Raw genomic sequence first — 26,344 nt, forward strand, 5'->3', positions numbered from 1 at the left:
TCCCGTCCATCCTCCCGTCCGGCCTCTTGGATCGAGCGCCGGCCGGGCGTTGTGCGCGCGCGAACCGACCCGATGAAACCGTGAAGGCGACCAAAAAAAGAACGGCGGCCGGGTGAAGGGTCCCGTGACCCGGCCGCCGTTGAAAGAGGTCTAGGCTTCACGAACGGACACGGCGACCATGACCAACACCGTGTCCCTGGTTTTGGACCCTATCCAAAATGCGAATAGTTCGCAATAGCACTTTTGTGAGACAGAAGGGCTGCCCCATTCGACCCATTCCCTGCACGCTCTCGGTGGGATGCTTAGAAACCCCTTGGAGAAATGGGTCTTTAGGCGTCCGAAAGGTCCCTGGGAACGCCTTTGTTCCCCGAAAGGAGTCGCATAGCCTTTCGGGACTTCGCCGTCGTGCCCGTCCCTCCGATCATGAGATATCCTGTGCCCGCCTTCTCCGACCCGTCCTCCGGCCTTGTGGATCTGTTCCTGCGCCTGCGCCCCCATCTGACGCTTGTGCACCACGTTCCAGGCCGTGTGCGGCTGCGCGTCGGCGCGGGGGCCCTGGCCGTGCTGCCCAAGGGGGGGGCGTCGCTCGACGCCCTGGCGCCGCTGTTCGCGCCGGGGACGATTCGGCTCAATCCGGCGGCGCGGTCCGTCGTCATTACCCACGACCCGGCCCGGTTCCCGCCCGCGTTCTGGCAGGAGTGCCTGGACGGCTCGGACGCGACGGCGCGTGCGCGACTGGCCGCGGCGTTCCCGGACCAGGTTGCCGAACACCCGACCGATTCCTCTTACGAAACGGAGACCCTCTCATGAGCCAGAATCACGTTCCCATGACGAGCGGCACGGCCGGCTGGCCGTCGCCCAACGTCGGTCTGGCCACGGATGTCCTGTTGAAGGCCGGCCTGACGGGCGCGATTGTGGGGGCCGCCGGCGCCGCGGCCGAGGCTTGGCCGCGCGTCCGTTCGGGCGAGGTGTCCCGCGAGGCGGCGGTGCGCGACGCGGCCGTGACCGCCGGCAAGACCGGTGTGGCCACCGGCCTGGGCGCGCTGGCGGCGTCCGCGCTGCGCGGCGGGCCGCTGGTGTCGGCCGTCGTGATGGTGGCCACGGGCGCGGCGGCGCTGCACGTCATGAACAAAGCCAAGCGTCCGGCGGCGGCGTCCCGTGACGCGACCCCCGCCGCGACGACCACGGACGAAGGAGAATCCGCATGAGCCACGATCACGCCCCCGCGTCGCCCGCTGGTGGATACCCCGGAACGAACCCCGCCGCCGATGGCGGCGCCGCGTCCAACGGTCCCGCCGGTCATCCCGGGGGCCAGCCGGGCGGTCCGACTGGCGCGCCGCCCTATCACGATCCCTGGCACCTCGGCCCGTATGGCATGCCGTTTTATGGCGCGCCGCCGATGGCGGGAGCGCCGGGGGCCGCGCCCTACGGCATGCCCTACGGCGCCCCGGCCTACGGCTACGGCCAGCCGGGCGGTCACCCCGGGATGGCACCTCCGGCACCGCAAAGTCCGCAGGGCGCCTACGGCCCCTATGGCCCGTATGGGGCGCCCTACGGCGCGCCCGGTATGGCGCCGGGCATGGCCCCCGGAATGGCCGCTCATCCCGGCTGGGCGGGCGGTTCCCAGGGTGCCGGCACCGGAGCCGGCGCGCCCCCACAGGGCACCGGGGCCTTTGGCGGCTTCGGTCCGGCCTCGTTCAATTGGACCAGCGGCTGGTTTGATTACCGCAACGAGGCCTATCTGAAGGGTCTGATCGTCGGCGCCCTGGGCGCGATGGTGCTGTCCAACGACGATGTCCAGAAAAAGGCCATGCAGTCGGTCGCGGGCCTCTGGAGCTTGCTCCAGGGCGGTGTCGAGGAACTGAAGGAGCGCTTCGCCGACGTCGAGGCGGAGATGCACGCCGGCCGCAATGGCACCAGCGGCGACGCGGCGGCCGATGCCGACGCGGCCGCCTCCGACTCGTCCGCCCGCTGACGGGACCGGCGGCGGGTTTCGGCCCGCCGCCCGATCCGCCGGTCGCCAAGCCTCCCTTCGCCGAGCCCTGTATGGTTGATCTCATCCACGCCTGCCCCGGGCGGGCGCGCTTTCGCGTGCCCCTGCTCGCTGACCGGTCGCTCGATCCGCATTACGTGCGCGGTTACATCGAGGCGGTGCCGGGCGTGTCGCGCGCCCGACTCAACGTCAAGGCCCGCTCCGTGGTCGTGGAACACGCCCGGACGGAGGGCGTGCGTGAGCGCGTGGCCGAGGCCCTGCGCGGGCTCGCCGAAAACCGTCCGCCCCGGCGGGCGCGCCCGGCGCGGAGTGGGCCGGAGCCGGGCGACGCCCTGCCGCTGGTCGCGGGGGTCGGGCTTCTTCTGACGCTGCCTCTGCTGCCCCGGCCGCTGAAGGCCGCCCTGACCTGGGCGCACATCGCCGGCACGCTGAAGGCCGGCGCGGGGAAGCTGCTGGAGCGCGGCATCACGGTGGAGGTGCTGGACGCCACCGCCGTGGGGTTGACCGCGCTGCGCGGCGACTATCTGGCGACCAACATCACCCAGACGCTGCTGTCGCTGGCGTCCTACGTCGAGGGTACCACCCGCCGGGCGTCGGACGATCTTCTGGCCCATCTGATGCGGCCCGACCTCGCCGAGGTTTGGGTGGAGGACGCCGATGGATCCCGCCGACGGGTCCCGGCCGAGTCCGTCGATGTCGGCGCCCGCGTGGTGGTGTCGGCCGGCGAGACCATTCCCGTCGACGGCACGGTCGCCGACGGCCTCGCGACCGTCAATCAGGCCGCCGTGACCGGCGAAAGCCTGCCGCAGCCCAAGGAGCCCGGGTCCGCCGTCATCTCCGGATCGGTGGTGGAGGAGGGGCGCCTCACCATCCTCGCCGAGCGCATCGGTGCGGCGACCACCATGGCCCGCATCGCCACCTTCCTGCGCGAGGCGCTGGAGGACGACCGGGGCATGCTGTCCAAGGCCGCTGAACTGGCCGACCGGCGGGTGGCGATCACGCTGGTCGCCGGTCTGGCCGTGCTGGCGCTGACCCGCGATCCGCGCCGCCTGGAATCGCTGTTCCTCGTGGACTTCTCCTGCGCGGTGAAGCTGGGCACCTCGGTCGCCATCAAGGCGGCGATGGGCAACGCGGCCCACGCTGGCGTGCTCATCAAGGGCGGCGCCGCGCTGGAGGGCTTGGCCCAGGCCGATACGGTGGTGTTCGACAAGACCGGCACCCTGACCCACAACGCGCTCGATGTCGCCTCCATCACCTGTCTGGGGCCGCTGTGCCTGAGCGAGGACGCGCTGCTGGCGCTGGTGGCCTCGGTCGCGGAGCACTCGACCCACCCTGTGGCCGGGGCCGTGGTCGGGCTCGCCGAGTCCCGGCAGTTGGCCCACATCGACCACGAGGCCGTGGATTTCGTCATCGGCCATGGCCTGTCCACCCTGGTCAACGGGCGCCCGGTCCGCATCGGCAGCCGCCACTTCCTGGAGGAGCACGAGGCCGTCGACTTCGCGCCCTACGAGGACGTGTTGGCCGACCTGACGGCGGACGGCTCCTCGCTGCTCTACATCGGCACCGGCGGGCAACCGCACGGCGTCATCGCCCTGCGTGACCGCATGCGCGCGGATGCGCCGGAGATCGTGACGGCCCTGCGCGACGCCGGGGTCGAGCGGCTGGTGCTCATCACCGGGGACCCGGGCCGGTCGGGCCGCGATCTTGGCGCGCGCCTGGGACTCGACACCGTTCACGACGGCATCGCGCCGGAGGACAAGGCCCGCATCGTCGCCGAGTTGCAGGCCGAGGGGCGCCGGGTCGCCTTCGTCGGCGACGGCGTCAACGACGCGCCCGCGCTGATGGCGGCCGATGTGGGGATCGCCATGCCGCGGGGGGCGGACATCGCCCGCGCCACCGCCGACGTGGTGCTGACGGAGGACGATCTGGCCGGGGTGGCCCGCACCCGTCGCCTGGCGACGCGCACGCTGTCCAGGATCGACCGCAATTTCCGCGCCTCCGCCGTCATCAACACCGTCGTGCTGGTGGGGGCGGCGCTGGGCCGCCTGCCCCCGGCCTGGACCGCGCTGCTGCACAACGGCACCACCATCGGCGTCTTGCTGTCCGCGCATCTGGGCGGCCGGGCCGACGCGCGCGTCGCCGCGCCCGTCGCCCTTCCCGCACCGGAGGCCGAGCGGACCTCGGATACGGATCCCGAATAAATGGGTCATTAAAGGTTCGATTCTCCGCACCGTCGTGGTGGCGCATAGAGTTGCGATTCAGTATCATCCGCGTATCTTCTCCCGATCGCCAGGATGACCGCGCCATGCCTTACGTCCACGCCGTACCCGGCCGCTTGCGCCTGAAGTCCCGCCCGCTGTCGGCCGATACCCGCGCCACCCGCGCCGCCTGTCACGCCCTTCGCCGCCTGCCCGGCGTGGAGGACGTGACCCACAAGCCCCGCGCCGCCAGCCTGATCGTGCTGTTCGATCCGGCCGCGACCCGGGCCGAAGACATTCTCGACGCGGCCACGGCGCAGGGCCTGATGCCGGCCGGCACGACCGCACCCGCGTCCCCGGCCCCCACCCGCCCGTCCGCCGCGCCGTTGGCCTCGGTCGCCTCTGGGGCCGTCGCGTCGCAAGCGCTGACGCTGCTGGGCGGTGCCTTCGGCAAGGCGGTGTTCGGCGCGGTGCTCAAGACCAGCGTCGAGCGTGGCGTGTCCAGCCTGGTCACCGCCGCCATCCGGTAACGGGACGTCCCGTCTCCCCCGCACGGCATGCAGACCGGGCCGCGCCAGTCGCGCGGCCCGTTGGTGTGTGCACGTGCCGTCTCGAGAGGGATCGCGGGGGCAGGCCGGGGGTGAAGGAAACCCAGCCTGCGGTGCGGGCAACGCACAGCCGTTTGGCAAGCCCGGCCGGCTGTTGCGCCTCCTGGCACGAAAAAACCGCGATGAGCTGGGCTCATCGCGGTCTGGTGCGGGGGCGGTCTGGTGCGGGGGCGGTCTGGTCCGAAGGGATGGTGCCGTCCTTAGCGCGCGGCGCCGGCGCAGGATCGGCAGGTCCCATGCGCGTCGCCGTGGACCGCCGTCGGTGTGGCGGTCTCGCGCCGCAGGGCGTTGAGCACCGGGTCGTCGGGCGCCTCGTTCAATCGACGCGCCATCGACCACGCCGTCTTGTAGCTAACGCCGCAGGTGCGCTGGATGCGGGCGGGCAACCCCCGGCCGGAGTCTTCCAGGAACAGCAGCATGGCGCACAGCCACGGACGAACCTCGACATTGGAGCGTTCCAGAACCGTGCCGCGCCGGGCCGAATAGGGCTTGCGGCAGCGCGCGCATTTGAACCGGACTCCGCCGGAGCGCGGACAGACCATGCGATAGGCATGGCGGGAGTTGCAGTGCGGGCACACGGGGCCGTGGCCGGGCCATCGCAGGGCCTCCAACCGGGCTTCGGCGGCGGCGCGCTGGTCGGGTGTCGGCGAACCCGGCAGGGACGGGCGGACAAGAGCGGCGGTCAGCATGGCGGTCCAGAATAGCTTTGGGGCGTGGGGAGGGGGACGAGCCAGCATCAGAGCCACCACGTCCCTCACGACGTCGCCTTACCGTATTGGAATTGCGAGGCAGTCGCAACAAAATCCCACAGGTCAAAAAGGGGCGGGCTCAGCGCGATTTCCCTTTTATATTCAAGCAGATGCCTCGATTCCACCCCATGCCGCGCTGTCCGCCGGCGCGGCAATGGGTTTTCAAAGGGGATAGTTCACATAAGGACAATAACACGTCAAAAGAGCTGTACGGTGAAAAAACCATCCAGAATACATGCGGGTCCGCAGGTGACCCGTCACGTGCCCCGTCACGCCGCCGGCGGCGTCTCCGACCGGCCAATCTCCGCGACATCGAACGGCGTGGTTTGGTACATCGCGTTGATCCAGTTGCCGAACAGAAGATGCGCGTGGGCGCGCCAGTTGTTCACCGGCGGCTGGGTCGGGTCGTCGCCCGGGAAGTAATGGCGCGGCAGGGCGGCCTCCCCGGTCGCGGCGTCCCGCCGGTATTCGTCGGCCAGCGTCGTGGTGTCGTACTCCAGGTGGTTGAACATATGCAGGGCCCGGTGCGCCGGATCATCGAGCAGGCACAGACCGGTCTCCGCGCTGTCGGCCAGCACGGTCAGGCCCGCGTTCGGGGGAATATCCGCGCGCCGCACCTCCGACCAGCGCGACACCGGCACGGCCAGGTCATCGGAGAACCCGCGCATGAACGGCGAGGCCGGCGCGCGGTTGCGGTGGCGGAACAGGCCGAACGCCTTTTCGGTCAGCTCGTGCTTCGGCATGCCGTGGAAATGATAGACCGCCGCCTGCGCCGCCCAACAGATGGTCAGGGTGCGGTGCACATGGGTTTGGGTCCAGTCGAGGATCCGCCGCAGTTCGTCCCAATACCACACGTCCTCGAACGGCATGCGCTCCACTGGGGCGCCGGTGATGAGGAAGCCGTCGAACCGTTCCGTCCGCACGGCGTCCCACGGCCGGTAGAACGAGGCCATGTGGTCGGCGGCGGTGTGCCGGGCGACGTGGCTGCTGATGCGCACCAGGGTCAGTTCCACCTGCAACGGCGTCGAGCCGACCAGCCGCGCGAGCTGGGTTTCGGTGCTGATCTTGTTCGGCATCAGGTTGAGCAGGCCCACCCGCATGGGCCGGATATCCTGGCGGACCGCGTCGGTCTCGCGCATCACCACCACGCCTTCCGCCTCGAGAACACGGCGGGCGGGCAGATCGTCGGGAATCGTGATCGGCATGAACGCTTCGGCCCCTTGTTCGAGCGGGTGAGCTTCGATCCAGGGGGGCGGCTGCGGTGGCGAAGATCCGTTTGGTTGCCGGAACGGCCACATCCTTCCCTGCGGAAGCGCCACCTTGCCCGGATCGGCAGGTTGGCGTTGGGCATTGCCCCAACTCTGGATGTGGCTCTGGGTCTACCGTCTTGAACGCCGCGTGGCAAGAGGGTGGGCAAGAGGGTGGGCAAGAGGCTGGGCAAGAGGGCGGGCGGGGGCCGCTCCCGCGACTTTTTCCGTGACGCCGACGGAGCGGTGACGCACAACCGACGGCATGGCTTGCCCCCCGCCCCCGCCCCCGCAGTCCCCAGGCCGATCCCATGAGCCGGCCCCCGTTGCACCGGGCCCCGACGTCCTGGTGGCCGGCGGAGGGTTGGCGGCGCTGTGCGCGGCGCTCGCCGCGCGGCGGAAAGGCGCGCGCGTGTGGTTGGTGGACGCGGCCCCGCCCATCCTGCGCGGCGGCAACACGCGCCACGCCCGCAACATGCGGGTGGCGCACGACGGGCCCTCCGCGCTGGTCCCGGATGCCTACTCCGTTGCGGCCTTCGCCGCCGACCTGCGCCGGGCCGATCCGGCCGCCGACCCGGCCCTGGTGGAGACCCTGGCCGCCGATTCGGTGGACCTGCCGCGCTGGCTGGCGGGGCAGGGTGTCGCGTTTCAGCCGCGCGCCGACGGCATGATCCCCTATTCGCGCCGGACCGTGTTCCTGCTCGGCGGTGGCACGGCGATGGTGAACGCCCTGTACCGCACGGCGATGGCGCTCGGGGTGCGCGTGCGGCACGACACCCGCGTGGAGGCCGTGACGCCGGAGGGCCGCGTGACGCTGCGCCGGGGCGAGGCGCGCTCTACGGTCGCGGCCCACGCCGTTGTGGTGGCGACCGGCGGCTTCCAGGCCAACCGGCGCTGGCTGGCGGAGGCCTTCGGTCCCGACGCCGTCGGTTTCGTCAACCGGGGGACGCCGCACGCGGACGGTGCCCTGCTGCGCGCGCTGCTGGAGGCGGGCGCCGCCCCCGTCGGTGAGGCCGCGCACGCCCATATCGTCGCGGTGGACGCGCGCAGTCCGGCCGACGACGGCGGCATCGTCACCCGGGCCGACGGCATGCCCTGGGGCCTTGTGCTGGATCGGGACGGGCGGCCGGTGGACGACGGCGCGCACGAAACCGGCTCGGCGCGCTATTCGGCCTGGGGGCGGCTCGTGGCCGGCTGCCCCGGCGCCCTTGCCCATGTGATTCTCGACGCGGCGGGGGTGGCGCGCCTTGGCCGCCGGGTGTATCCCCCCGAGACCATGCCGGATACCGACACCCTCGCCCGCGCCTTGGCGCTCGATCCGGGCGCGTTGGCCGCTACGCTGGACCGCGCCGGACCGGCGGGCGGCCCGCCCTGGCATGTGATCCCCATCCGGCCCGGGATTACCTTCACCGGCCTGGGGGTGCGGGTGGATGCGGAGGGCCGCGTGCGCGACGGGGCGGGCGAGACGATGCCCGGGCTGTTCGCCGCCGGCATGATCATGGCCCCGGGGGTGCTGGGCGGGCGCTACCTGTCGGGCACGGCGTTGACGATCAGCGCGGTGTTCGGCCGGCGCGCGGGGGAGGCGGCGGCGCGCCATGCCTTCGCCTGACGATCCCCTTTTCGAAGAAGCGCGACGGCAGATGACCGTGTGTGTCGTCTGCAAGTTCTGCAACGGCTATTGCGATGTGTTCCGCGCCGCCGATGAACGGCCGGCGCTGACCGACGGCGACCTGATGTACCTCGCCAATCTGTGCCACCACTGCCGGACCTGCTGGTACGCTTGCCAATACCGCCCGCCGCACACCCTGGCCGTCGCGCTGCCGGCGGTGCTCACCCGCGTGCGGACGCGGTCGTGGCGCCGCTGCGTCGGGTTTGGGCCGCCGGGCGGCCCGGCGCTCCTGGCCCTGGTCGCCACGCTGCTCGTGCCGGTGCTGGCGTTGCTGCTGGTGCCCGCCGAGGTGCTGTTCGCCGCGCACAGCGGTCCCGGCGCGTTCCATGCCGTGATCCCGCGCGGCCCGATGGTTTGGGGCGCCGCCCTGGCCGTGCTGGCGCCGGTCGGACTGGTGGCGGTGGCGATGGCGCGGTTCTGGCGCATGATCGGTGGCGGATCACCCCGCGCCGTCTGGCGCGCCCTGCCGGACACCCTGCGCGCCATTCTCGCGCTGCGGAACCTGCGGGGCGGCGGCCCGGGCTGCAACGACCGCGACGACCGCGTTTCCAGCGGGCGCCGGCACGCGCATCACCTGGTGCTCTGGGGCTTCCTGCTGACCCTGGCCGCGACCCTGGCGGCGGCGGTGGCCCATCACCTGGTCGGGATGCGCGCGCCCTATCCGTGGATCAGCGCCCCGGTGCTGTTGGGCACCGTCGGCGGCGTGGCGCTGCTGGTGGGCATCGCCGGGATGGCCTGGATCAAGCACCGGTCCGATCCCGCCCCTGATGCGCTGGAAAGCCGGCCCGCGGAGTGGACCCTGCTCGCCGTGCTGGGCGCGACCGCGGCGACCGGGCTGGCGCTGCTGGTCCTGCGCGAGACCGCCGCCATGGGCCTGCTGCTGGCCCTGCACCTGGGGACGGTGCTGGCCTTTTTCGTCACCCTGCCCTTCGGGAAGATGATGCACGCCCCGTTCCGCGCGCTCGCCCTGTTGCGCACCACGATCGAACACCAAAGCTCGGACCGCCGTCATGACCGCACCACGCCTCCCGTTTGATCGCCCCTCTGCTGATCGTCGTCGAATCCTGGTTCTGGGCGGCACCACCGAAGGCTACGCGCTGGCCGAGGCGCTGGTGGCGGCGGACCGCTGGGACCCGGTGTCCTCGCTGGCGGGGCGCACCGCGACCCCGCGCCCGCCGGCCGGGACCCTGCGGGTCGGCGGGTTCGGCGGGCCGGAGGGGCTGGCGCGCTATCTGACGGCGGAGGGGATCGCGGCGGTCATCGACGCCACCCATCCTTTCGCCAGCCGCATGGGGTGGAACGCGGCCACCGCCTGCGCCGCCACGGGTGTGCCGCTGTTGCGGCTGGAGCGGCCGCGCTGGGTGCCGGGCGACGGGGATGCCTGGACGCTGGTTCCGGATTGGGAGGCCGCCGTGACCGCCCTGCGCACCCTGGGCGCGCGCCGCGTTCTGCTGGCCATCGGCCGCCAGGAGGTGGCGCCCTTCGCCGGGCTGGAGGCCGTGTGGATGCTGATCCGCTCCGTGCAGGCGCCCGACCCCATGCCGCCCTTCGCCCAGGCCGAGGTGCTGCTGGCGCGTGGCCCCTTCACCCAGGAGGACGAGGCCGCCCTGCTGCGCGACCGGCGCATCGACACCATCGTGTGCAAGAACAGCGGCGGCGTCACCGATGCCAAGCTTGCGGCCGCCCGGTCGCTGGGGGTGCGGGTGGTGATGCGCGACCGCCCGACGCGGCCGGACACCGCGACCGCCGCCACCGTGGCCGAGGCGCTGGCGTGGGTGGCGCGGTCTGAGACGGCCTGACGATGGCGGGGCTGGGCCGGAGAGTGTTGTTTTTGACGCACATCGTCGTCGCGATCTGTTCCAGATCGCTGGGGATGTGCTAGGGCGTGAACTGCTCGTTCAGGATGCGCTCTTCCAGATTGTGCTCGGGATCGAACAGCATGTGCAGCGTCACATCGCGGTTTTCCCGCACCTCCACCCAGTCCACATCCCGGACCTCGGTGTAGTCGGCCACCGCGCTGACCGGTCGCTTGGCGTTTTCCAGCACGTCGATGCGCACGGTGGCGGTGCAGGGCAGAACGGCGCCACGCCAGCGCCGGGGGCGGAAGGCGCTGATCGGCGTGACCGCCATGACGTTCGCGCCCATGGGCAGGATCGGCCCGTGGGCCGAGGCGTTGTAGGCGGTCGAGCCCGCCGCCGTACACACCAGCACCCCGTCGCAGATCATTTCCGGCAGGCGCACGCGGCCGTCCACGCTGATGCGCAGCTTGGCCGCTTGTCGGGTCTCGCGCAGCATCGAGACCTCGTTGATGGCCAGCGCCTCGACCGTGCGGCTGTCGTGGGTGCGGGTGATCATGCTGAGCGGATGGATCTCCACCGGCTGGGCGGCCCGCAGCCGCTCCATCAGCCCGTTGATGCGGAACTGGTTCATCAGAAAGCCGATGGAGCCCTGGTTCATGCCGAAGATCGGCGTGCCCAGGGTGATCGCCTCGTGCAGGGTTTCCAGCATGAAGCCGTCGCCGCCCAGCGCGACGATGACGTCGGCCTGGTCGGGTGGCACATGGCCGTAGCGGGTGCGCAGAAGGTCGCCGGCGGCGCGGGCGGCGTCGGAGTCGGCGTTGACCACGCTCAGGGTCCGGATGTCCATGGAGTCCCTCAGCGAGCCGGAGGATGGATGACCGCGCGGCGGCTCTGTGACCGCCCCCGCGCGGCCCTATCAAAAACCGGGGATCCGGGTTCTGTCCAGGGCCGTTTCCACCCCCGTCCTCGCGACGGGTGGGGCTTCCCACCGGATTGCGGGCGGTCCCGGTCGCGGGACACGGGCCGCGCAGCGGTCAGGGGCGAAGAATCATCGCCGAGGCCACGCTGAGCAGGAACAGGCCCAGCGTGATGTTGAGCAGTCCCATCCCGGCTGCCGCCCACCACGGCACGTCCAAGGCGTAGCGCGCCAGTGCGACGGTCATGGCCAGCAGGGCCACGACGATCACAAGGTTGATCAGTGTGGCCACCGCCGCCGGGATGGCCATCACGCTGAACAGCAGAATGAGCACCAGCAGGCCAAGGTTGATTGGCACCTGAAGCCAGTTCAGCGGCACCAGGAACCGGAACACCCGGTCGTCGAGGCCGATCATGGGTGCGAGCGACAGGATGGCCAGCGGGAACGCCACCCAATCGATGACGTAGGTGATGGTCTTGACCGTGATATACCGCAGCGGATCGACCGACACCGAGGCGTCCGCCGTGGCCAGCACGACCACGAGGGTTACCAGATACAGCGGCAGCAGCGCGATCGCGCCCCAGTACGACTTCAACAGCCCGGCCGGGGTCGCCTCGAAAAAGTCGAGTCCGGCCGGCTCCAGCCGCGCGAGCCGGGTCAGACCATACAGCGCCGCGGCGATGTCGGACGCACTCAGGGGCGGCATGGCGGAGGATCCTTAGCCCTGGAAATACCCGGCGATGACGCGGCGATAGATCTCGGTCAGCGCCTCCAGGTCGGCGACGGGCACCTGTTCGTCGGCCTGGTGGATGGTGCGCCCGACCAGCCCGAACTCCGCGACGGCCGCGATGTCCTTGATGAAACGGGCGTCCGACGTACCGCCGGAGGTGGAAAGCTCGGGCCGCCGGCCGGTCTCGGCCTCCACGGCGGCCACCAGCAGGTCCGACAGGGGGCCCGGCGGCGTCAGGAAGCTTTCCCCCGACACGGTCACGTCCATGTCGAACGATCCCGGCCGCTCCGCCTGGACGCCTTCGAACACCGCCTTCATATGCCGGATCAGGGACAGGCCCGTATGCTGGTCGTTGAACCGGATGTTGAACCGTGCCGTCGCCCGTCCCGGAATAACGTTGGTGGCCGGGTTGCCGACGTCAACGCTGGTCAGGGCCAGCGTCGAGGGCTGGAAGTGCTCCGAGCCGGTGTCGAGCGGTTCGGCCGTGATCGCGGCCAGCATGTCCATGAGGCGCGGAATGGGATTGTCGGCGCGCTGGGGATAGGCCGAATGCCCCTGCCGCCCGTGCACCGTGAGGGTGACGTTGAGGCTGCCGCGCCGGCCCACCTTGATCATCTCGCCCAGGTGATCGGGGCACGACGGCTCCCCCACCAGGCAGTGATCGACCCGTTCTCCCTCGCTCGCCAGCGTTTCCACCATGCGTTTGGTGCCGTTCAGGGCCGGGCCTTCCTCGTCGCCCGTGATCATCAGGCTGAGCGCGCCCGCCGGCGCATCGGCGCCGCTGTCGCGCAGATAGCGCGCGCAGGCCGCCACGAAGCAGGCCACGGCCCCCTTCATGTCGGCGGCGCCCCGGCCGTACAGCACGCCGTCGATGACCTCGGCGGCGAACGGGTCGCGGGTCCAGCCGTGGCCGACCGGCACCACGTCGGTGTGCCCGGCGAAGCATAGGTTCGGCCCGTTCTTCCCGCGGCGGGCATACAGATTGTCCACGTCCGGCGTGTCCGGGCGCGAAAAGGGCATGCGGCGGCAGCGGAAGCCCAGCGCGGTCAGCGCCGCCTGAAGCACGTCCAGCGCGCCGTCGTCGGTGGGCGTGACGCTCTGGCGCTGGATCAGCGCGCGGGCCAGAGGCAGCGGGTCGACGAGCGCCGCCGCCGTCCACTCCAGGACGGGCGCGGGACGCCGGTCCCCGTGCGGGGCCGGTGCGGGGGGAACGGGATTAGTCACGCAGCAGATCGTTGATCGAGACCTTGGCGCGCGTCTTTTCGTCCACGCGCTTGACGATGACGGCGCAGGCCAGATTGGGGCCGGGCGTGCCGTCGGGCAGCGGCTTGCCGGGCAGGCTGCCCGAGACCACCACGGAGTAGGCCGGCACGCGCCCCACGAACACCTCGCCCGTGGTGCGGTCCACGATCTTGGTGGACGCGCCGATGAACACGCCCATGGACAGCACGGCGCCTTCCTCGACGATCACGCCCTCGACCACTTCGGAGCGCGCGCCGATGAACACGTTGTCCTCGATGATGACCGGATTGGCCTGCAACGGCTCCAACACGCCGCCGATGCCCACGCCCCCGGACAGGTGCACGTTCTTGCCGATCTGGGCGCAGGACCCCACGGTGGCCCAGGTGTCCACCATGGTGCCGGAATCGACGTAGGCGCCGAGGTTCACATAGGACGGCATCAGCACCACGCCCGGTGCGATATAGGCCGAGTGGCGCACGGCGCAGGGCGGCACGGCGCGGAATCCGGCGGCCTTGAAGCGGGCCGCGTCCCAGCCCTCGAACTTGGACGGGACCTTGTCCCACCAGGTGGCGCCGCCGACGCCACCGGGGATCGGCGCCATGTCGTTCAGGCGGAAGCCCAGCAGCACGGCCTTCTTGAGCCACTGGTTGACCTGCCAGGCGCCGCCGATCTTCTCGGCTACCCGGTACAGCCCGGCGTCGAGGCCGTCCAGCGCGGTTTCGACCGCGCCGCGAATGGGGCCCGTCGTGGTGGGGTCGACGGTATCGCGGGCCTCCCAGGCGTCCTCAATCGTACGTTCCAGGTCGGTCAGGGTCATGGGATGGACATCCGTGCGGGTGAGCGGTCGGGACAAACCCTCACGGAGAGGGCCGCCCGACCATACCCGCGCCGCCGGTCAAGTCAACACAACCGAGACCACCGGCGGACGGTCATTGCCCCGATCCATCCCGCGCGACGACCTGTGCGGACGACCGCCGTCGCAGGGCTCCGGCCCCGGCCAGTCCCCCCAGCGCCGTCACCAGGAACCATGCCGCGGCGGGCAGGGGCGCGTGCGCCACGCTGCTCGACGTGTACTCAAGCTGGTCGAGGCCGAACAACGTGCTGGAAATGTCGGTGTACCGGCTGTTCGGCACACCGCCGGCGGCCGCAAAGATCAGGGTATCGATGTCGGTCCAGTTCGCATCGAACGCGGTCGGCCCCGACGTGTCCAACGTCAGGGTGTCGGTGTATTTCTGGAGACCGTCCCGCAGCCCCGTCACGGTGACCTCCAGCCCGTCGTTGTGGGCGGCCATCAGGTCCGTTCCGACGAAGGTGAAGGCCGTATCCCGCGTCAGAGACGCGGCGCCGCCGCCCCGGTTGATGGCGACGGAGCCGATATAGGGGTACGGCAGCAGGTTGTAGAGCGCGTTCGGCGGCGGAACCTCCGCCGGGTCATCAAAGATATAATCCGACGGACTCTCGGCATAGAAGGTGTCCCAGGCGAACCCCCCATAGCCGTCCGGCACGAACGTCGTCCCCAGTCCTTCAAACGACAGCACCGCCGCCTGCGCTGGCAGCGCCGCCAGTATAAGGGCCACAGCCCCTGCGAATCCTACGCCTATACGTTTCATACGCCTAATCCCTCCATCCAGGACATGTCGTTTCGATTGGAACACAACACGTCGGGCCTGCGCAAGCAATCCGATAACGGAGGGATCCCTGAGATCCTGTAAATCCGCCCGTTGGGGCCCCGACACCCGATCCACGGGGACCGCATGCGGGGCCCGGTGCGGGGCTATGCCCAACGGTTGATGTGAATTCGAGGGCCACGTCAAGAGAACGCCCCCGGTCGCGCCGCCGCTTAGAACTGCGTGCGAATCGCGTACGTCAGGCGCGTCTCGCCCTCGGCCGGCACCTCCAGGGTCCAGGCGACCCGGTTGGCGGACTCCCGCGTGCGTTCGTGGGATTCGGACAGCAGGGTCCGGTCTCCGGGCAGGTCGGCCTGCACCGTCACCGTGACCGGCTGGTCGGACTTGCCATTGTGGACGACGATTTCATGCTCGCTTTCCGTCACGCGCTCCCCGATGCGGCGGAAGGCCAGCCGGCGCCGTTCGGCGGTGATGTCGAAGTCGGTGCCCAGGCGCAGTGTGGCCTCCGCGCCCACGGCGGTGTGCCCGATCTGGTCGGCGCCCAGGAAGCGCGGCGCGCCGTCCGGACCGGCCTGCCACACCCGCACCGTGCCGGCCGGCAGCGGCCGGCCGAGCCCGGCGTCCTCCGTGTTCGTCAGCACCAGCCAGCGCGCGGCGTTCACCTCGTCTTCGTCGGTGCGCGCGTTGGCGTAGACCTCCGGCGACGGGGCCGGGATCACATAGCGCGGCGTGACCGTCACCCCCGGGGCGTCCACCAGGGCGACCTGCTTGGTCTGACGGTGCGCGAGACTGACGGGGCGCTCCACGGGATAGAAGTACAGCCCACCCTGGGCCTGCGGGGCGGGCGTCGCCGGCATCGCGGCCATGGCCAGACTGTCGGACCGCATGGCCATCTCCGGCCGAGCGCCGCCGCCACCGCCGGTGTTGACCGTGCCGGCGGCGAGTGTCAGGTGGGCGTCGTCGAACGACCGCCCGCTGGTGTTCGTCACCGTGGCCCAGCCGCGCAGATCGCCGCCGCTCAGGCTGTCGCCCAGATCCAGCGCGTAGTCAGCCTGCCAGTTGAGACCACTGGTCAGATAGGTGAGGTCGAGGGTTTCGTCTCCGCCGGCCTCGGTCGCCACGGTCGCCAGCAGCGTGGGTGACGCCCGCAGACCCTCGGGCAGGCTGTCCAGCACCAACTCGCCGGGCAGGCCGACGCGGATCGCGCCGTCCATCTCCAGAACGACGTCCTCGGCCACGGATAGTACCCGGGCGGTGGCGCGGCGCGGCGGCGCGTCCGGCCCCTGGTCATGGATCAGCAGGCCGATCTCCTGACCCACCGACAGCTCCAACAGGCGCTGCTGGCTGGGCACATCGGCGGACAGCGCCCGCTCCAGCACCCGCAGCGACCCCGCGTCACCGCCCGAGACCGTCAGGCGCACCGAGGTCGCATCGGCGCCATCGGGCACATCGGGGAAGGCCAGCACGCTCTCTCCGGCGGGCAGGGACGCGGGCCGCCGTTCCCGCACCACGGCGGTGCCGTTGTGCACCGTCAGAGCGACCGAACCGGGCCCCCCGGCCGGAACCGCGATTTCGGCGGCGTCGGCGGGCGGAGCGGCGGCGACACCGGTCATCAAGGCCGCGCCCAGGACGAGCGCGGACGCCATCGAGGCGCGGGGCACCCAGGGGCGGGGGGGCTTCGGGCGAGACTCAGGAACAGCAACGGGCGGCATGGAACCCTCTCGTCGTCTTGGGGTGGGGGGACGGGGCACCCCTGCCGGCGAACCGGTAGGCGAACCCACGATGCCGCCGACCCTGCCCCGCCTTCATGGCGATGGTGTGGTTACGGTCGCTGCGACACAATGCGGCGAGACGCGGGGTCGCCCCGCCCCAGGAGATGCCGCCATGCGGTCCGACGCCGATCCCGACCGTGACGCCGCCGCGCCGCCCGTCCTCCGGCCCGCCCGGCTGGAGGACCTGGATGCGCTGGTACGCCTGGAGGCCGCCGCGTTCGAAACCGACCGGCTGTCGCGCCGCAGCTTTCGCCGCTTCATCGAGCACGGCCGCGCCGATTGCACCCTGGCGGAGGTGGGCGGCCGGCTCCTGGGCTACGCCCTGATTCTCTTCCGCGACGGCACCGCGCTCGCCCGCCTGTATTCCATCGCCGTAACGCCCGACGCCCGGGGGCAGGGCATCGGCGCGCATTTGGTCCGCGCCGCCGAGGCCGCCGCGCTGGAGCGGGATTGCGTGCTGCTGCGCCTGGAGGTGCGGGCCGACAACGGACCGGCCCAGGCGCTGTACCGGCGGCTCGGGTATCGGCCGTTCGGGCGGCTGCGCGACTACTACGAGGATCACGCCGACGCGGTGCGGATGCAGCGCGCCCTGCGGGCCGTCGCGGCCTCGCACACCGCGCCGCCGTACTACGCCCAGACGACGGACTTCACCTGCGGGCCGGCGGCGCTGATGATGGCGCTGGCGGCGCTGAAGCCCGGCCAGCCGCTCGACCGCCGCACCGAGTTCCGGCTGTGGCGCGAGGCCACCACCATCTTCATGGCGGCCGGGCATGGTGGCTGCGAGCCGTTCGGGCTGGCGCTCGCCGCCGTCCGGCGCGGGCTGCGGGTCCGGGTGCACGTCAACCAGCCGCCGCCCTATTTCCTTGACAGCGTCCGGGATCCCGACAAGAGGGATGTGATGGTCCTGACCCAGGCCGATTTCGGGGAGCAGGCGGCGGCCGTGTCCATGCCGATCCACGAAAGCGCCCTGACTATGGCGGAGCTGAGGGCCGCGCTCGACGGGGGTGCGGTCGCCGTCCTGCTGGTCAGTCACTACCGCATGCTGGGCGACCGGGCGCCGCACTGGGTGCTGGTGTTCGGGCACGATGGCCGGCGGGCGCTGGTGCACGACCCCTGGGTGGAACCCGACGACCTTGAGACGCCGCTGGCCGCCGCCGACCTGCCGATTCCCTGGTCAGAGCTGGACCGCATGGCCCGCTACGGCCGCCGCCCGCTCCAGGCGGCCCTGATTCTGGAGCACACTGCCGCCCTGGCGCCGGAGTCCCCCGTTTCATGACCGATTGGCTTATCCTGATCGACCAACCCCGCGACCTGAGCCAGGGCGACACGCCCCACAAGGTCATGACCGTGCGGGAGTATCTGGCGCGCCCTCAGCTGTTCGACGGGCGCCGTCCGGGGGTCATCAACCTGTCGCGCAGCTATGCCTACCAGAGCAGCGGCTACTACGCCGCCTTGCTGGCCGAGGCGCGCGGCCACCGCACCCTGCCGACGGTCCAGACCATGCTGGAGCTGAGCCGGAAGGCGCTCTACAAGGCCGCGCTGCCCGATCTCGAGGAAAGCCTGAACGAGGGCGTCGGCAAGCTTGATGCGCCGCCGGCCGAGCCGTTCAAGCTGCTGGTGGTGTTCGGCCAGGCGGAGGTCGCCGGCTACGCCCGCTTCGCCCGGCTGCTGTTCGACTGGTTCCGCTGCCCGGTGATCGAGGTCGCGGTGCAGCCCGGGGCGTGGTGGCGCATCGACCGACTCCGTCCGCTGGCGCCGTCGCGCCTGAACGCGGAGCAGCGCGCGTTCATGTTCGAGCAACTCGGCCGCTACACCACCCGGGCGTGGCGCGGTCCGAAGGCCCGGGTGCCGGCACGCTGGTCTCTGGCCGTGCTGCACAATCCGCGCGACGCGATGCCGCCGACCAAGGTCGCCTCGCTGGAGCGGCTGGCGCATGTGGGCGCCCGCATGGGCATCGAGGTGGAGCCGATCCAGAAGGGGGATTTCGCCCGGCTGGCCGAGTTCGACGCCCTGTTCATCCGCGAAACCACCAACATCGACAATCACACCTACCGCTTCGCCCGCCGCGCCGAGCAGGAGGGCATGCCGGTCATCGACGACACCCAGTCGATGATCCGCTGCACCAACAAGGTCTATCTGAAAGAGGTGCTGGAAGCCGCCGGCCTGCCGATGCCGGACAGCCTCGTGCTGGCGACGCCCGCCGATCTGGCCCGGGCCGAGGAGCGGCTGGGCTTTCCTCTGGTGCTCAAGGTGCCGGACGGCTCCTTCAGCCGGGGCGTGCACAAGATCGAAAGCCGCGCCGCCCTGGCCGAGCGCGCCCGCGCCCTGTTCGCGGACACCGATCTGCTGCTTGCCCAGACGTTTATGCCGACCACGTTCGACTGGCGCGTCGGTGTGCTGGGCGGGGAGCCGCTGTTCGCCAGTCAGTACCTGATGGCCAAGAACCACTGGCAGATCATCAACCACCGCGCCGACGGCAAGGTGATCGAGGGCGGGTTCAAGACCTTCGCGGTGGAGGATGCCCCGGCCGAGGTGATCGATATCGCCGTGCGGGCGACCCGTCCGATCGGCAATGGCCTGTACGGGGTGGACCTCAAGCAGAACGAGCAGGGCGTGTTCATCATCGAGATCAACGACAACCCCAACCTCGACACCGCCATCGAGGGCGCCGTGCTGAAGGACGCCCTGTGGCGCCGCCTGCTGGAGTGGTTCCTCGCCCGCCTGGAACGGCGGTGACGGCGGTGTGCTGAGCGCCGGTCATACACCGGGCCCAAGTGCGAAAATAAAACCATTCCGATATATGAGTCAGGGCAGACGTCCGCCGTGGGGGGCGCGGCGTCCGTCCGGCTGGCATCGCACGGCCACGGGGGTGATCGGGCGCGGCGGCGCCCCGGTCCGGCGGGGTCCGCAATCTTTGCGGCATAATTTATGTAGTTTTTAATCAATATTGACACAGATATGCCCCTTTTTTTAGAATGCGGCCCGTTGGACGACCACAGCGGAGCACGGCTTCGCGCCATCCCTGCGGCTCCGGCCGGGTTGGGGGGGGACGTGGACGTTGCGTGGCATAGTGCAATACACACGATAGGGGAGAGAGCCTATGGCTATCCGGAGTTTAGTGGTGGGGGCGTGTGTGGCGGCCTCTGTGTGTCTGTCGGGGGCAGCGCACGCGGCCGTCTTCACGTATGGATCCGTGGCGACCGACACCAATCACGGCTCGTCGCTGGCGTTTAGCAGTGGGGGGGTGTCCGGGACCATCACGGCGGAACTGACCGGAATCGGCAGCGGGATGGCCTCGCCGGCCATCATCGAGGAGGTCGGGGACGGCCTTGGGATTCGGAGTTCGTGGATCGACCCGGATGACGATATTGACTCCGAGGGCTTCGAGGAGACGATGGTCTTCACGTTTGATCGTGTCGTGCAGTTGGACTTCATCACTTTCGGCGATGTCGACAGTGACGATGACTGGACCATTTCGGTCAACGGCACGACGGTGAATTCCCAGAGCGATCCGTTCTATTTCAGCAACTACTTCTCGAACATCTGGGCGGACACATTTACGGTGTCCGCGTTCCGGGATGGGCTTCTTGGCCTCAATGCCGATGACAGCTTTACCATCCAGAGCTTCGGTGCGTCGGTCGTCCCTCTGCCGGCGGCGGCCTGGTTCCTGCTGACGGCGGTCGGTGGTCTGTTCGGCGGCCGGTGGCTGAGGGGAAGCCGCGGCGCGGCGGCGGCCTAACGGCGGCGATCCTGAGCATCCGCGCGTCGGGCGCGTAACGATCGGCCTGTCCCTGGTGTCCCTTCGTGGGCACTCTGGGGCGGGCCGGTTTCGTTTCGAGGGGTGGTCGCGCTCCCCCTCGTGGGGCCTACACCTGCCCCATGGGTGGAACGGGGAACTGCTCCAGGATGCGGCGTTCAAGCTGGTCGCGGATCTGGCGATAGGCGTCCAGGCGGGTCTCGCGGTTGCCCTCCACCAGGGACGGGTCGAACGTGTTCCAGAACAGCACCTCGCAGTGCATGGTCCGGGTCATGTCGACCGCCTTGTGCTGGGCCTCCGGCGACAGCGAGACGATGACGTCGAAGTTCTCGTCGTCCAACTGCTCGAAGCTGCGCGGCTTGTGCTTCGTCAGGTCCACGCCGATTTCGTCCATGACCGCGATCATGAAGCCGTCGGTGTCGTGTGGCCGCACCCCCACCGAATCGACCCACACCCGCGCGCCGTGGTAGCGCCGCAGCAGCCCCGCCGCCATGGGCGAGCGCAGGGCGTTGTGGGTGCAGGCGAACAGCACCGCGCCGGGCAGGGTGAGCGACGGCGTGACGGGGGGGGTAACCAAGGGCTTACGCCTTGATGTGGAGCACGCAAATCAGGGTGAACAGCCGGCGCGCGGTGTCGTGGTCGATCTCGATCTTGCCGTCGAGCCGCTCGCGCAGCAGCGCGCTGCCCTCGTTGTGCAGGCCGCGCCGCCCCATGTCGATCGACTCGATGCGCGACGGCGAGGCGCCGGACCGGATGGCGCCGTAGTAGCTTTCGCACACCATGAAGTAGTCCTTCACGATGCGTCGAAACGGTTTGGTGGAAAACATAAACCGGTGCAGCGGGTCGTCGTTCTCGGCGCGCACGTCCAGCACCAGCCGGTCGTCCTCCAGGCTCAGGTGCAGCACATAGGGCCCGCGCGCCCCCTTCAGGCGAAAGCAGTTCTCCTCGATCAGGTCGAAGATCGCGACCGCCCGTTCGTGCTCCACCTCCGGCTTGCGCCGCACCAGGGTCGTTTCGTCCAGGCGCACGTCCACCAGCCGTTCATCCGGCCGAAACGTTCCGGGGTCGCCGCCCAGACCCATCATCACGCGGTGTCCCGCACGTCCGGCCGCGCCATGTTCAGGCGGATCGCGACCGACAGACCGTGGGCCTGCAACCCCTCCGCCTCCGCCAGCCGGACGGCCGAGGGACCGAGGGTGGACAGGGCGTTGGCGTCACAGCTCAAGAGGCTGGTGCGCTTCATGAAGTCCAGCACCCCCAGCCCCGATGAGAACCGGGCCCCGCGCGAGGTCGGCAGGACGTGGTTCGGGCCGCCGACATAGTCGCCGACCGCCTCGGGCGTGTGCCGTCCCAGGAAGATCGCGCCGGCGTGGCGCACGCGCGCCGCCAGGGCGTCCGGCTCGCCCACGGCCAGTTCCAAATGCTCCGGCGCTATCTGGTCGACCAGGGGCGGGGCCTGCTCCATCAGGTCCTCGACCACGATGACGGCGCCGTGCCGCTCCCAGCTTTCGGCGGCAATGGCGGTGCGGGGCAGGGTCTTCAGGTGGCCCGCGACGGCCTGCATGACCGCTTCCGCGAATCCCGCGTCGTCGGTGATGACGATGGCCTGGGCGGCGGCGTCGTGTTCGGCCTGGCTGAGCAGGTCGGCGGCGATCCAGGCCGGATCGTTGGCGCCGTCGGCCACCACCAGGATCTCGGACGGGCCGGCGATCATGTCGATGCCGACGGTCCCGAACACCTGCTTCTTGGCGGAGGCCACATAGGCGTTGCCCGGCCCGACGATCTTGTCGACCGGGGCAATGGTGCCGGTACCGTAGGCCAGCGCGCCCACGGCCTGGGCGCCGCCGATGCGGTAGATCTCGTCCACCTCGGCGAGCCGCGCCGCCGCCATGACCAGCGGGTTGATGACGCCGTCGGGTGTCGGCACCACCATCACCAGCCGCCCGACCCCGGCGACCTTGGCCGGGATGGCGTTCATCAGCACGGAGGAGGGATAGGCCGCCGTGCCGCCCGGCACGTACAGGCCGACCGCGTCCACGGCGGTGTGGCGCTGGCCCAGCCGCACGCCGGCGGAGTCGGTGAAGGCGATGTCCTGCGGCTTCTGATGCTCGTGAAAGCGCGTGATGCGCTCCGCCGCCACATTCAGGGCGGCCAGCGTCTCCGGATCGACCTGTCCGGCCGCGCCGTCGATGGTCTCGTCGTCCAGGCGCAGGGTGTCGGTGGTCAGATGGACGCGATCGAAGCGCTGCGTGTACTCGATCACGGCGGCGTCGCCGCGCGCGCGCACGTCCGCCAGGATATCGGCGACCACCGGGTCGACGCTGGTGTCGAACTCCGCGCGGGCCGCCAGCAGGGTGGCAAATGCATCCTCGAAATCGGGGTCTATCGTGTTCAGCTTAACGGGCATTGTTGACGGCCTCGGCCAAAGCATCGATCCAGTGGTTCATCTCAGCCGCGCGGGTCTTCAGGGCCGGCCGATTCACGATCAAACGCGACGTGATGTCGGCGATATGTTCGATCTCGACCAGGCCGTTGGCGCGCAGCGTGGAGCCGGTCGAGACCAGATCCACGATTCGCCGGCACAGCCCGAGCGCCGGGGCCAGTTCCATCGCGCCGTTCAGCTTGATGCATTCGGCCTGGACCCCGCGCGCCTGGAAGTGTCGGCGTGTCACCTCTGGATACTTAGTGGCGACCCGCACGTGACTCCAGCGGCTGGGGTCATCGCGGCCGCTCAAGGCCTTCGGTTCGGCCACCGCCAGCCGGCAGGCGCCGATTCCCAGATCGAGCGGCGCGTACAGCTCGGGATAGCCGAACTCCATGATGACGTCCTGGCCGCACACGCCCAGATGCGCGGCCCCGAACGCCACGAACGTCGCCACGTCGAACGAGCGCACCCGGATCAGGTCGATATGCGCATGATTGGTATGGAACCGCAGCGCGCGCGAGTCCGGATCGGTGAAGGCGGGTTCGGGCTCGATGCCGACCGCGCGCAGCAGGGGCATGGCTTCGGACAGGATGCGGCCCTTCGGCAGGGCAATGACCAGAGTATCCCGGGGCATGAAACGGCTCGACAGGTGGAGGACGGCCTTCTGTGTAGCACGGCCATCCCCCCCGATGCCAAGAAACCCGGCCGCATCGGGCCTCGGCCCCTGGCGCCCCCCCCCTTGCGCCGGACTCGTTTCGATATCAAATCTTTTAGGCTTTGATGTACGGACCGCGCGGACTCCGGCGGGTCCTCCGCCGGATGCCGCCGCGTGTGACGCGACACCAGACGACAGGGAACCGGACGATGGTTGTCGATGCGATCTCCAGCGGCCTGTTCGATGCCTTCGGCCTGCGGGACCGCCTGGATCAGGTTGTGGCCGCGCGCTTCGCCCGCGCCGATGCCGACGGCAGCGGCGGATTGAACCGGGCCGAATACGGCCGCCTGGCCCCCAATGCCAACGCTACGGCGGTGGATGAGGCGTTTGCGGCGCTGGACAGGGACGACAGCGGCGCGATCAGCGAACCCGAATTCGAGGCCGCCGGCCGTGCCGGCCTGTCCGGGACGCTGTCGCCGGACATGGTCTCCGTCCTGCTGCTGGCGCAGGAAGAGGCCCGCCAGACCGGCCTGACGGGGGTTCTCAGCGACGCCATCACGCCGCGCGAGGAGGACTCGACCCCGATCGATACGGAGGGGCTTCTGGCCACCGGCGCCGGGCTCGGCGCGACCGGACGGGGTGAGGCCGGAACGGGCGCTCCCGAGCCGACCATCGCCGCCCCGGATCCTGAGACGGATCCCTTCGCCGCCCTGACCGCGACCCTGGTGGACACCGCCGAGGATGACGAGACCCTGACGGCGGAGACGCTGGGGACGGAGAGCGAGGGCGCGTAACGCCGGGTCTGGGCGCGCGGCCCGCATAGGGGCCCCATTTGGGCCTAGGCCGCGCCCGCGGCCCTCCGGCGGCCCCTGGCCGCAGCCCGCGTAAGGGCGTGATACAGCCCGACCTGACGCCCCTGGTAGAACAGCAATTCTGGATGCCACTGCACGCCCAGCAGGAAGCGGGGACCGCGCGCCTCGATGGCCTGGACGATGCCGGCCCGGTCCCGGGCCGCCACATGCAGCCCGGTTCCCAGGCGGTCGACGGCCTGATGGTGCAGGCTGTTGACCCGGATCGACGACCGCCGCAACAACCGGCGCAGTCGGCCGCGCGTTGCGAGTGTCACCTGCTTGCGCGGCAGCACGGTGCGATGGCGCGGCGCGTCGGCGAAGGCGCGGTGGATGTCCTGGTGCAGCGTGCCGCCGCGTGAGATGTTCAGAAGTTGGGCGCCCCGGCAGATGCCGAGCACGGGCAGCCCCCGCACCGCCGCCCGCTCCAACGCCGCCAGTTCGAATCGGTCGCGCGCCGGATCGATGCGCACGTCCAGGCGCACATCGCCGCCGTAGACCCCGGCCGCGATGTCGTCGCCCCCGCCGATCACCAGACCGTCGAGCCGATCCACTCGCGACGGCGAAACGGTCGGCGTCAGGCGGTGCGGTCGCGCCCCCGCCCGCCACAGCGCCAGGGCGTGCAGCGGCCACAGCCGAGCGCCCCGGCAGCCGGCCGACGTGGTCACGCCGATCCGGGGCCGGCGCCCGGTGTGACTCGAACGGCGGCTCATCGCGACAGCTCCTCCGGCAAGCGGCCGTTGCGGATCATGTAGCCGACCGTATAGAGCAACCCCAACCCCGCCATCGGATCGTCGGCCGTGAACAGTTCCGGCCGGGCGGAGGCCGCATTGCGCCAGCGCGCCACCAGCCGCTCGCGCGCCGTGGTCGGCAGCAAACCCTCGCTCAAGGCCGTGCCCAGCGTGCCGGCTGCCTTGCCCCAGGCGCCGTCGCGCGCGCGCGCCCGTGCGTCCTGCCACGCCGATTCCAGGGCGTCGAAGCGGCCGGTGTCCTCGGCCAAATCCTCCACGGCGCCCAGGATCCACAACAGCGGCACCTTGGTCCGCTGGCCCAGCTCGACCGGCGGCGGCTCCGGCACTGCGCCGTCCACGGTCAGCCGGTACAGCAGCCAGGGATAGTCGAGACCGGATTCGATCGACTGGAACAACCCACCCCAGAAGCGCGGGTTGACCTCGATCAGGTGCGGCCGGTCGTCGGCCGCGCCGCTCCAGCGGAAATCGAGCTGAACCACCCCGGTCCAGCGCAGTTCGGACAACAAGGCGTCCGCCGCCGCCGGCATGGGGCCGGGGGCCACGGTCTCGCGCAGCACGCCGAACCCACCCGCGCCGGGAAAGGTCTCCAGGTTGCGATAGGCCATATGGGCGCGCATCACGCCGTCCTGGTACAGCGCGGTCAGGCAATAGTCCTCGCCGGGCGCCAGGCCTTGCACCAGGATCGGCCGGTCCGGATCCAGGCGGCGCGCCTCGTCGAAGGCGGCGTCCATATCCTCCGCCGCATCCACTTTGGCGATGCCGCGCCCGCCGGTGGCGGCGGGCGGCTTGACGAACACCGGGTAGCCGATGGCGTCGCCGGCCGCGCGTGCAGACGCGGCGTCTTCGACCATGCGCGTTGGCGGCGCGGCCACGCCCAGGCGCTCGACGGTGCGGGCGAGCCGGTCCTTCGGGAACACCTGATCGATGAGGGCGACGTCCGGTGCCGCCACGCGCACCCAGGGTGGGAAACGGTCGGCGGCCCGGGCGATGGCCGTGGTGTCCTCGTGGATCGGCATCAGGACGGTGGGGCGCCCGTCATCGGGCACCTCGGTGCGGACGGCTTCGATCAGGGAGTCGAGATAGGCCGCCTCGTCCTCCACCTTCGGCGCGTGCAGGAAGGTGTGGGCGACATACCGAGAGAACGACAGCGCCATCATGGGGCTGTCGTCGCACCCGATGACCTCGATTCCGCGCCGGCCCAGCGACCGCGCGACCGCCAGCGCCATCAGGCTGCGGCCGTGCGTCACGATGACCCGCTCGGCGGGCGTGGCGGTGTCGGCCGCAGACTCGCCCCCCTGGGTGGAGGTCTCTGGAGTCGTGGTCGTGGGGGTATCCTGCGTCATGATCCTGCCTTTC

26 protein-coding genes and 1 riboswitch are annotated in these 26,344 nt (G+C 70.5%); of the genes, 12 read left to right on the forward strand and 14 right to left on the reverse strand.

Annotated features, from left to right (window positions below; all coding sequences use genetic code 11):
• The first annotated feature begins 435 nt into the window (after nt 1–435).
• From GGD82_RS12770 to GGD82_RS12790, 5 genes are all read left to right on the forward strand, one after another.
• Nucleotides 436–810, forward strand: a complete 375-nt coding sequence (locus GGD82_RS12770; RefSeq protein ID WP_184013280.1) for a heavy-metal-associated domain-containing protein — start codon at nt 436–438, stop codon at nt 808–810.
• Nucleotides 807–1,208 (forward strand): magnetosome protein MamC family protein, encoded by a 402-nt coding sequence (locus tag GGD82_RS12775; protein WP_150062617.1) that lies wholly within the window; start codon nt 807–809, stop codon nt 1,206–1,208. Before GGD82_RS12770 ends, GGD82_RS12775 begins: the two co-directional genes overlap by 4 nt.
• A complete protein-coding gene (locus tag GGD82_RS12780; protein ID WP_150062618.1) occupies nt 1,205–1,975 on the forward strand; it encodes a hypothetical protein in 771 nt (256 codons plus the stop codon). Before GGD82_RS12775 ends, GGD82_RS12780 begins: the two co-directional genes overlap by 4 nt.
• A gap of 71 nt (nt 1,976–2,046) precedes the next feature.
• A complete protein-coding gene (locus tag GGD82_RS12785) occupies nt 2,047–4,194 on the forward strand; it encodes a heavy metal translocating P-type ATPase (protein ID WP_150062619.1) in 2,148 nt (715 codons plus the stop codon).
• A gap of 104 nt (nt 4,195–4,298) precedes the next feature.
• Nucleotides 4,299–4,721, forward strand: coding sequence for a hypothetical protein (locus tag GGD82_RS12790; RefSeq protein WP_150062620.1), 423 nt, complete (start codon nt 4,299–4,301; stop codon nt 4,719–4,721).
• 278 nt (nt 4,722–4,999) lie between these two features.
• Here the strand turns inward: GGD82_RS12790 and GGD82_RS12795 are convergent, their stop codons facing one another.
• Nucleotides 5,000–5,536, reverse strand: a complete 537-nt coding sequence (locus tag GGD82_RS12795) for a transposase (protein WP_150062621.1) — start codon at nt 5,534–5,536, stop codon at nt 5,000–5,002.
• 281 nt (nt 5,537–5,817) lie between these two features.
• Nucleotides 5,818–6,753, reverse strand: a complete 936-nt coding sequence (locus GGD82_RS12800; protein WP_150062622.1) for a homoserine O-succinyltransferase — start codon at nt 6,751–6,753, stop codon at nt 5,818–5,820.
• Between the two features lie 61 nt (nt 6,754–6,814).
• Nucleotides 6,815–6,922, reverse strand: a riboswitch (SAM-I-IV-variant riboswitch).
• Between the two features lie 222 nt (nt 6,923–7,144).
• On the opposite strand from GGD82_RS12800, the gene tcuA reads away from it, so the two are divergent.
• Genes tcuA through GGD82_RS12815 form a run of 3 tightly spaced genes read left to right on the forward strand, consistent with a single transcriptional unit; the run spans nt 7,145 to nt 10,263 of the window.
• Nucleotides 7,145–8,404, forward strand: a complete 1,260-nt coding sequence (gene tcuA, locus GGD82_RS12805) for an FAD-dependent tricarballylate dehydrogenase TcuA (protein ID WP_246163911.1) — start codon at nt 7,145–7,147, stop codon at nt 8,402–8,404.
• Nucleotides 8,391–9,500, forward strand: coding sequence for a tricarballylate utilization 4Fe-4S protein TcuB (tcuB, locus tag GGD82_RS12810; RefSeq protein ID WP_150062624.1), 1,110 nt, complete (start codon nt 8,391–8,393; stop codon nt 9,498–9,500). The genes tcuA and tcuB overlap by 14 nt, the downstream gene beginning before the upstream one ends.
• Nucleotides 9,475–10,263 (forward strand): cobalt-precorrin-6A reductase, encoded by a 789-nt coding sequence (locus GGD82_RS12815; RefSeq protein WP_150062625.1) that lies wholly within the window; start codon nt 9,475–9,477, stop codon nt 10,261–10,263. Before tcuB ends, GGD82_RS12815 begins: the two co-directional genes overlap by 26 nt.
• 79 nt (nt 10,264–10,342) lie before the next feature.
• Here the strand turns inward: GGD82_RS12815 and GGD82_RS12820 are convergent, their stop codons facing one another.
• From GGD82_RS12820 to GGD82_RS12845, 6 genes are all read right to left on the reverse strand, one after another.
• Nucleotides 10,343–11,110, reverse strand: a complete 768-nt coding sequence (locus GGD82_RS12820) for an NAD kinase (RefSeq protein WP_150062626.1) — start codon at nt 11,108–11,110, stop codon at nt 10,343–10,345.
• A 187-nt stretch (nt 11,111–11,297) separates the two neighbouring features.
• Nucleotides 11,298–11,885 (reverse strand): hypothetical protein, encoded by a 588-nt coding sequence (locus tag GGD82_RS12825; RefSeq protein WP_150062627.1) that lies wholly within the window; start codon nt 11,883–11,885, stop codon nt 11,298–11,300.
• 12 nt (nt 11,886–11,897) lie between these two features.
• Nucleotides 11,898–13,073, reverse strand: coding sequence for a succinyl-diaminopimelate desuccinylase (gene dapE / locus GGD82_RS12830; RefSeq protein WP_221240791.1), 1,176 nt, complete (start codon nt 13,071–13,073; stop codon nt 11,898–11,900).
• A 52-nt stretch (nt 13,074–13,125) separates the two neighbouring features.
• Nucleotides 13,126–13,968: a 2,3,4,5-tetrahydropyridine-2,6-dicarboxylate N-succinyltransferase gene (dapD, locus tag GGD82_RS12835; RefSeq protein ID WP_150062629.1), complete on the reverse strand. Its 843-nt coding sequence runs from the start codon at nt 13,966–13,968 to the stop codon at nt 13,126–13,128.
• A gap of 112 nt (nt 13,969–14,080) precedes the next feature.
• Entirely contained in the window at nt 14,081–14,728 is a 648-nt protein-coding gene (locus tag GGD82_RS12840; RefSeq protein WP_221240788.1) for a hypothetical protein, read from the reverse strand.
• 263 nt (nt 14,729–14,991) lie between these two features.
• The gene (locus GGD82_RS12845) at nt 14,992–16,491 is read right to left on the reverse strand and encodes a DUF4139 domain-containing protein (protein WP_150062631.1); all 1,500 of its coding nucleotides are present in this window, start codon (nt 16,489–16,491) and stop codon (nt 14,992–14,994) included.
• A 172-nt stretch (nt 16,492–16,663) separates the two neighbouring features.
• On the opposite strand from GGD82_RS12845, the gene GGD82_RS12850 reads away from it, so the two are divergent.
• The 3 genes from GGD82_RS12850 (at nt 16,664) to GGD82_RS12860 (ending at nt 20,290) form a co-directional block, all read left to right on the forward strand.
• On the forward strand, nt 16,664–17,827 hold the full coding sequence (locus GGD82_RS12850) for a peptidase C39 family protein (RefSeq protein ID WP_150062632.1): 1,164 nt from the start codon (nt 16,664–16,666) through the stop codon (nt 17,825–17,827).
• Nucleotides 17,824–19,287, forward strand: coding sequence for a RimK family ATP-grasp domain-containing protein (locus GGD82_RS12855; protein ID WP_150062633.1), 1,464 nt, complete (start codon nt 17,824–17,826; stop codon nt 19,285–19,287). The genes GGD82_RS12850 and GGD82_RS12855 overlap by 4 nt, the downstream gene beginning before the upstream one ends.
• A 364-nt stretch (nt 19,288–19,651) precedes the next feature.
• Entirely contained in the window at nt 19,652–20,290 is a 639-nt protein-coding gene (locus tag GGD82_RS12860; protein ID WP_170284305.1) for a VPLPA-CTERM sorting domain-containing protein, read from the forward strand.
• A 127-nt stretch (nt 20,291–20,417) separates the two neighbouring features.
• Here GGD82_RS12860 and GGD82_RS12865 read toward each other — a convergent pair whose 3' ends face one another.
• The 4 genes from GGD82_RS12865 to hisG are packed head-to-tail and all read right to left on the reverse strand — an operon-like array spanning nt 20,418 to nt 23,367.
• Nucleotides 20,418–20,885: an arsenate-mycothiol transferase ArsC gene (locus GGD82_RS12865; RefSeq protein WP_260178413.1), complete on the reverse strand. Its 468-nt coding sequence runs from the start codon at nt 20,883–20,885 to the stop codon at nt 20,418–20,420.
• A 4-nt stretch (nt 20,886–20,889) separates the two neighbouring features.
• Entirely contained in the window at nt 20,890–21,390 is a 501-nt protein-coding gene (locus GGD82_RS12870) for a UPF0262 family protein (RefSeq protein WP_246163918.1), read from the reverse strand.
• Between the two features lie 2 nt (nt 21,391–21,392).
• Nucleotides 21,393–22,715, reverse strand: a complete 1,323-nt coding sequence (gene hisD / locus GGD82_RS12875) for a histidinol dehydrogenase (RefSeq protein WP_150062636.1) — start codon at nt 22,713–22,715, stop codon at nt 21,393–21,395.
• A complete protein-coding gene (gene hisG, locus GGD82_RS12880; protein ID WP_150062637.1) occupies nt 22,705–23,367 on the reverse strand; it encodes an ATP phosphoribosyltransferase in 663 nt (220 codons plus the stop codon). The genes hisD and hisG overlap by 11 nt, the downstream gene beginning before the upstream one ends.
• A 230-nt stretch (nt 23,368–23,597) precedes the next feature.
• Here hisG and GGD82_RS12885 point away from each other — a divergent pair, with 230 nt between their 5' ends.
• Nucleotides 23,598–24,182, forward strand: a complete 585-nt coding sequence (locus GGD82_RS12885) for an EF-hand domain-containing protein (RefSeq protein ID WP_170284306.1) — start codon at nt 23,598–23,600, stop codon at nt 24,180–24,182.
• Nucleotides 24,183–24,226: 44 nt separating this feature from the next.
• Here the strand turns inward: GGD82_RS12885 and GGD82_RS12890 are convergent, their stop codons facing one another.
• Both GGD82_RS12890 and GGD82_RS12895 read right to left on the reverse strand, forming a co-directional pair.
• On the reverse strand, nt 24,227–24,949 hold the full coding sequence (locus tag GGD82_RS12890) for a gamma-glutamyl-gamma-aminobutyrate hydrolase family protein (RefSeq protein ID WP_150062639.1): 723 nt from the start codon (nt 24,947–24,949) through the stop codon (nt 24,227–24,229).
• Complete coding sequence (locus GGD82_RS12895; protein ID WP_170284307.1) at nt 24,946–26,331, reverse strand: carboxylate--amine ligase; 1,386 nt, start codon at nt 26,329–26,331, stop codon at nt 24,946–24,948. The genes GGD82_RS12890 and GGD82_RS12895 overlap by 4 nt, the downstream gene beginning before the upstream one ends.
• Nucleotides 26,332–26,344: the final 13 nt, after the last annotated feature.

Source organism: Roseospira marina, assembly GCF_014197855.1.
GTDB lineage: Bacteria > Pseudomonadota > Alphaproteobacteria > Rhodospirillales > Rhodospirillaceae > Rhodospira > Rhodospira marina.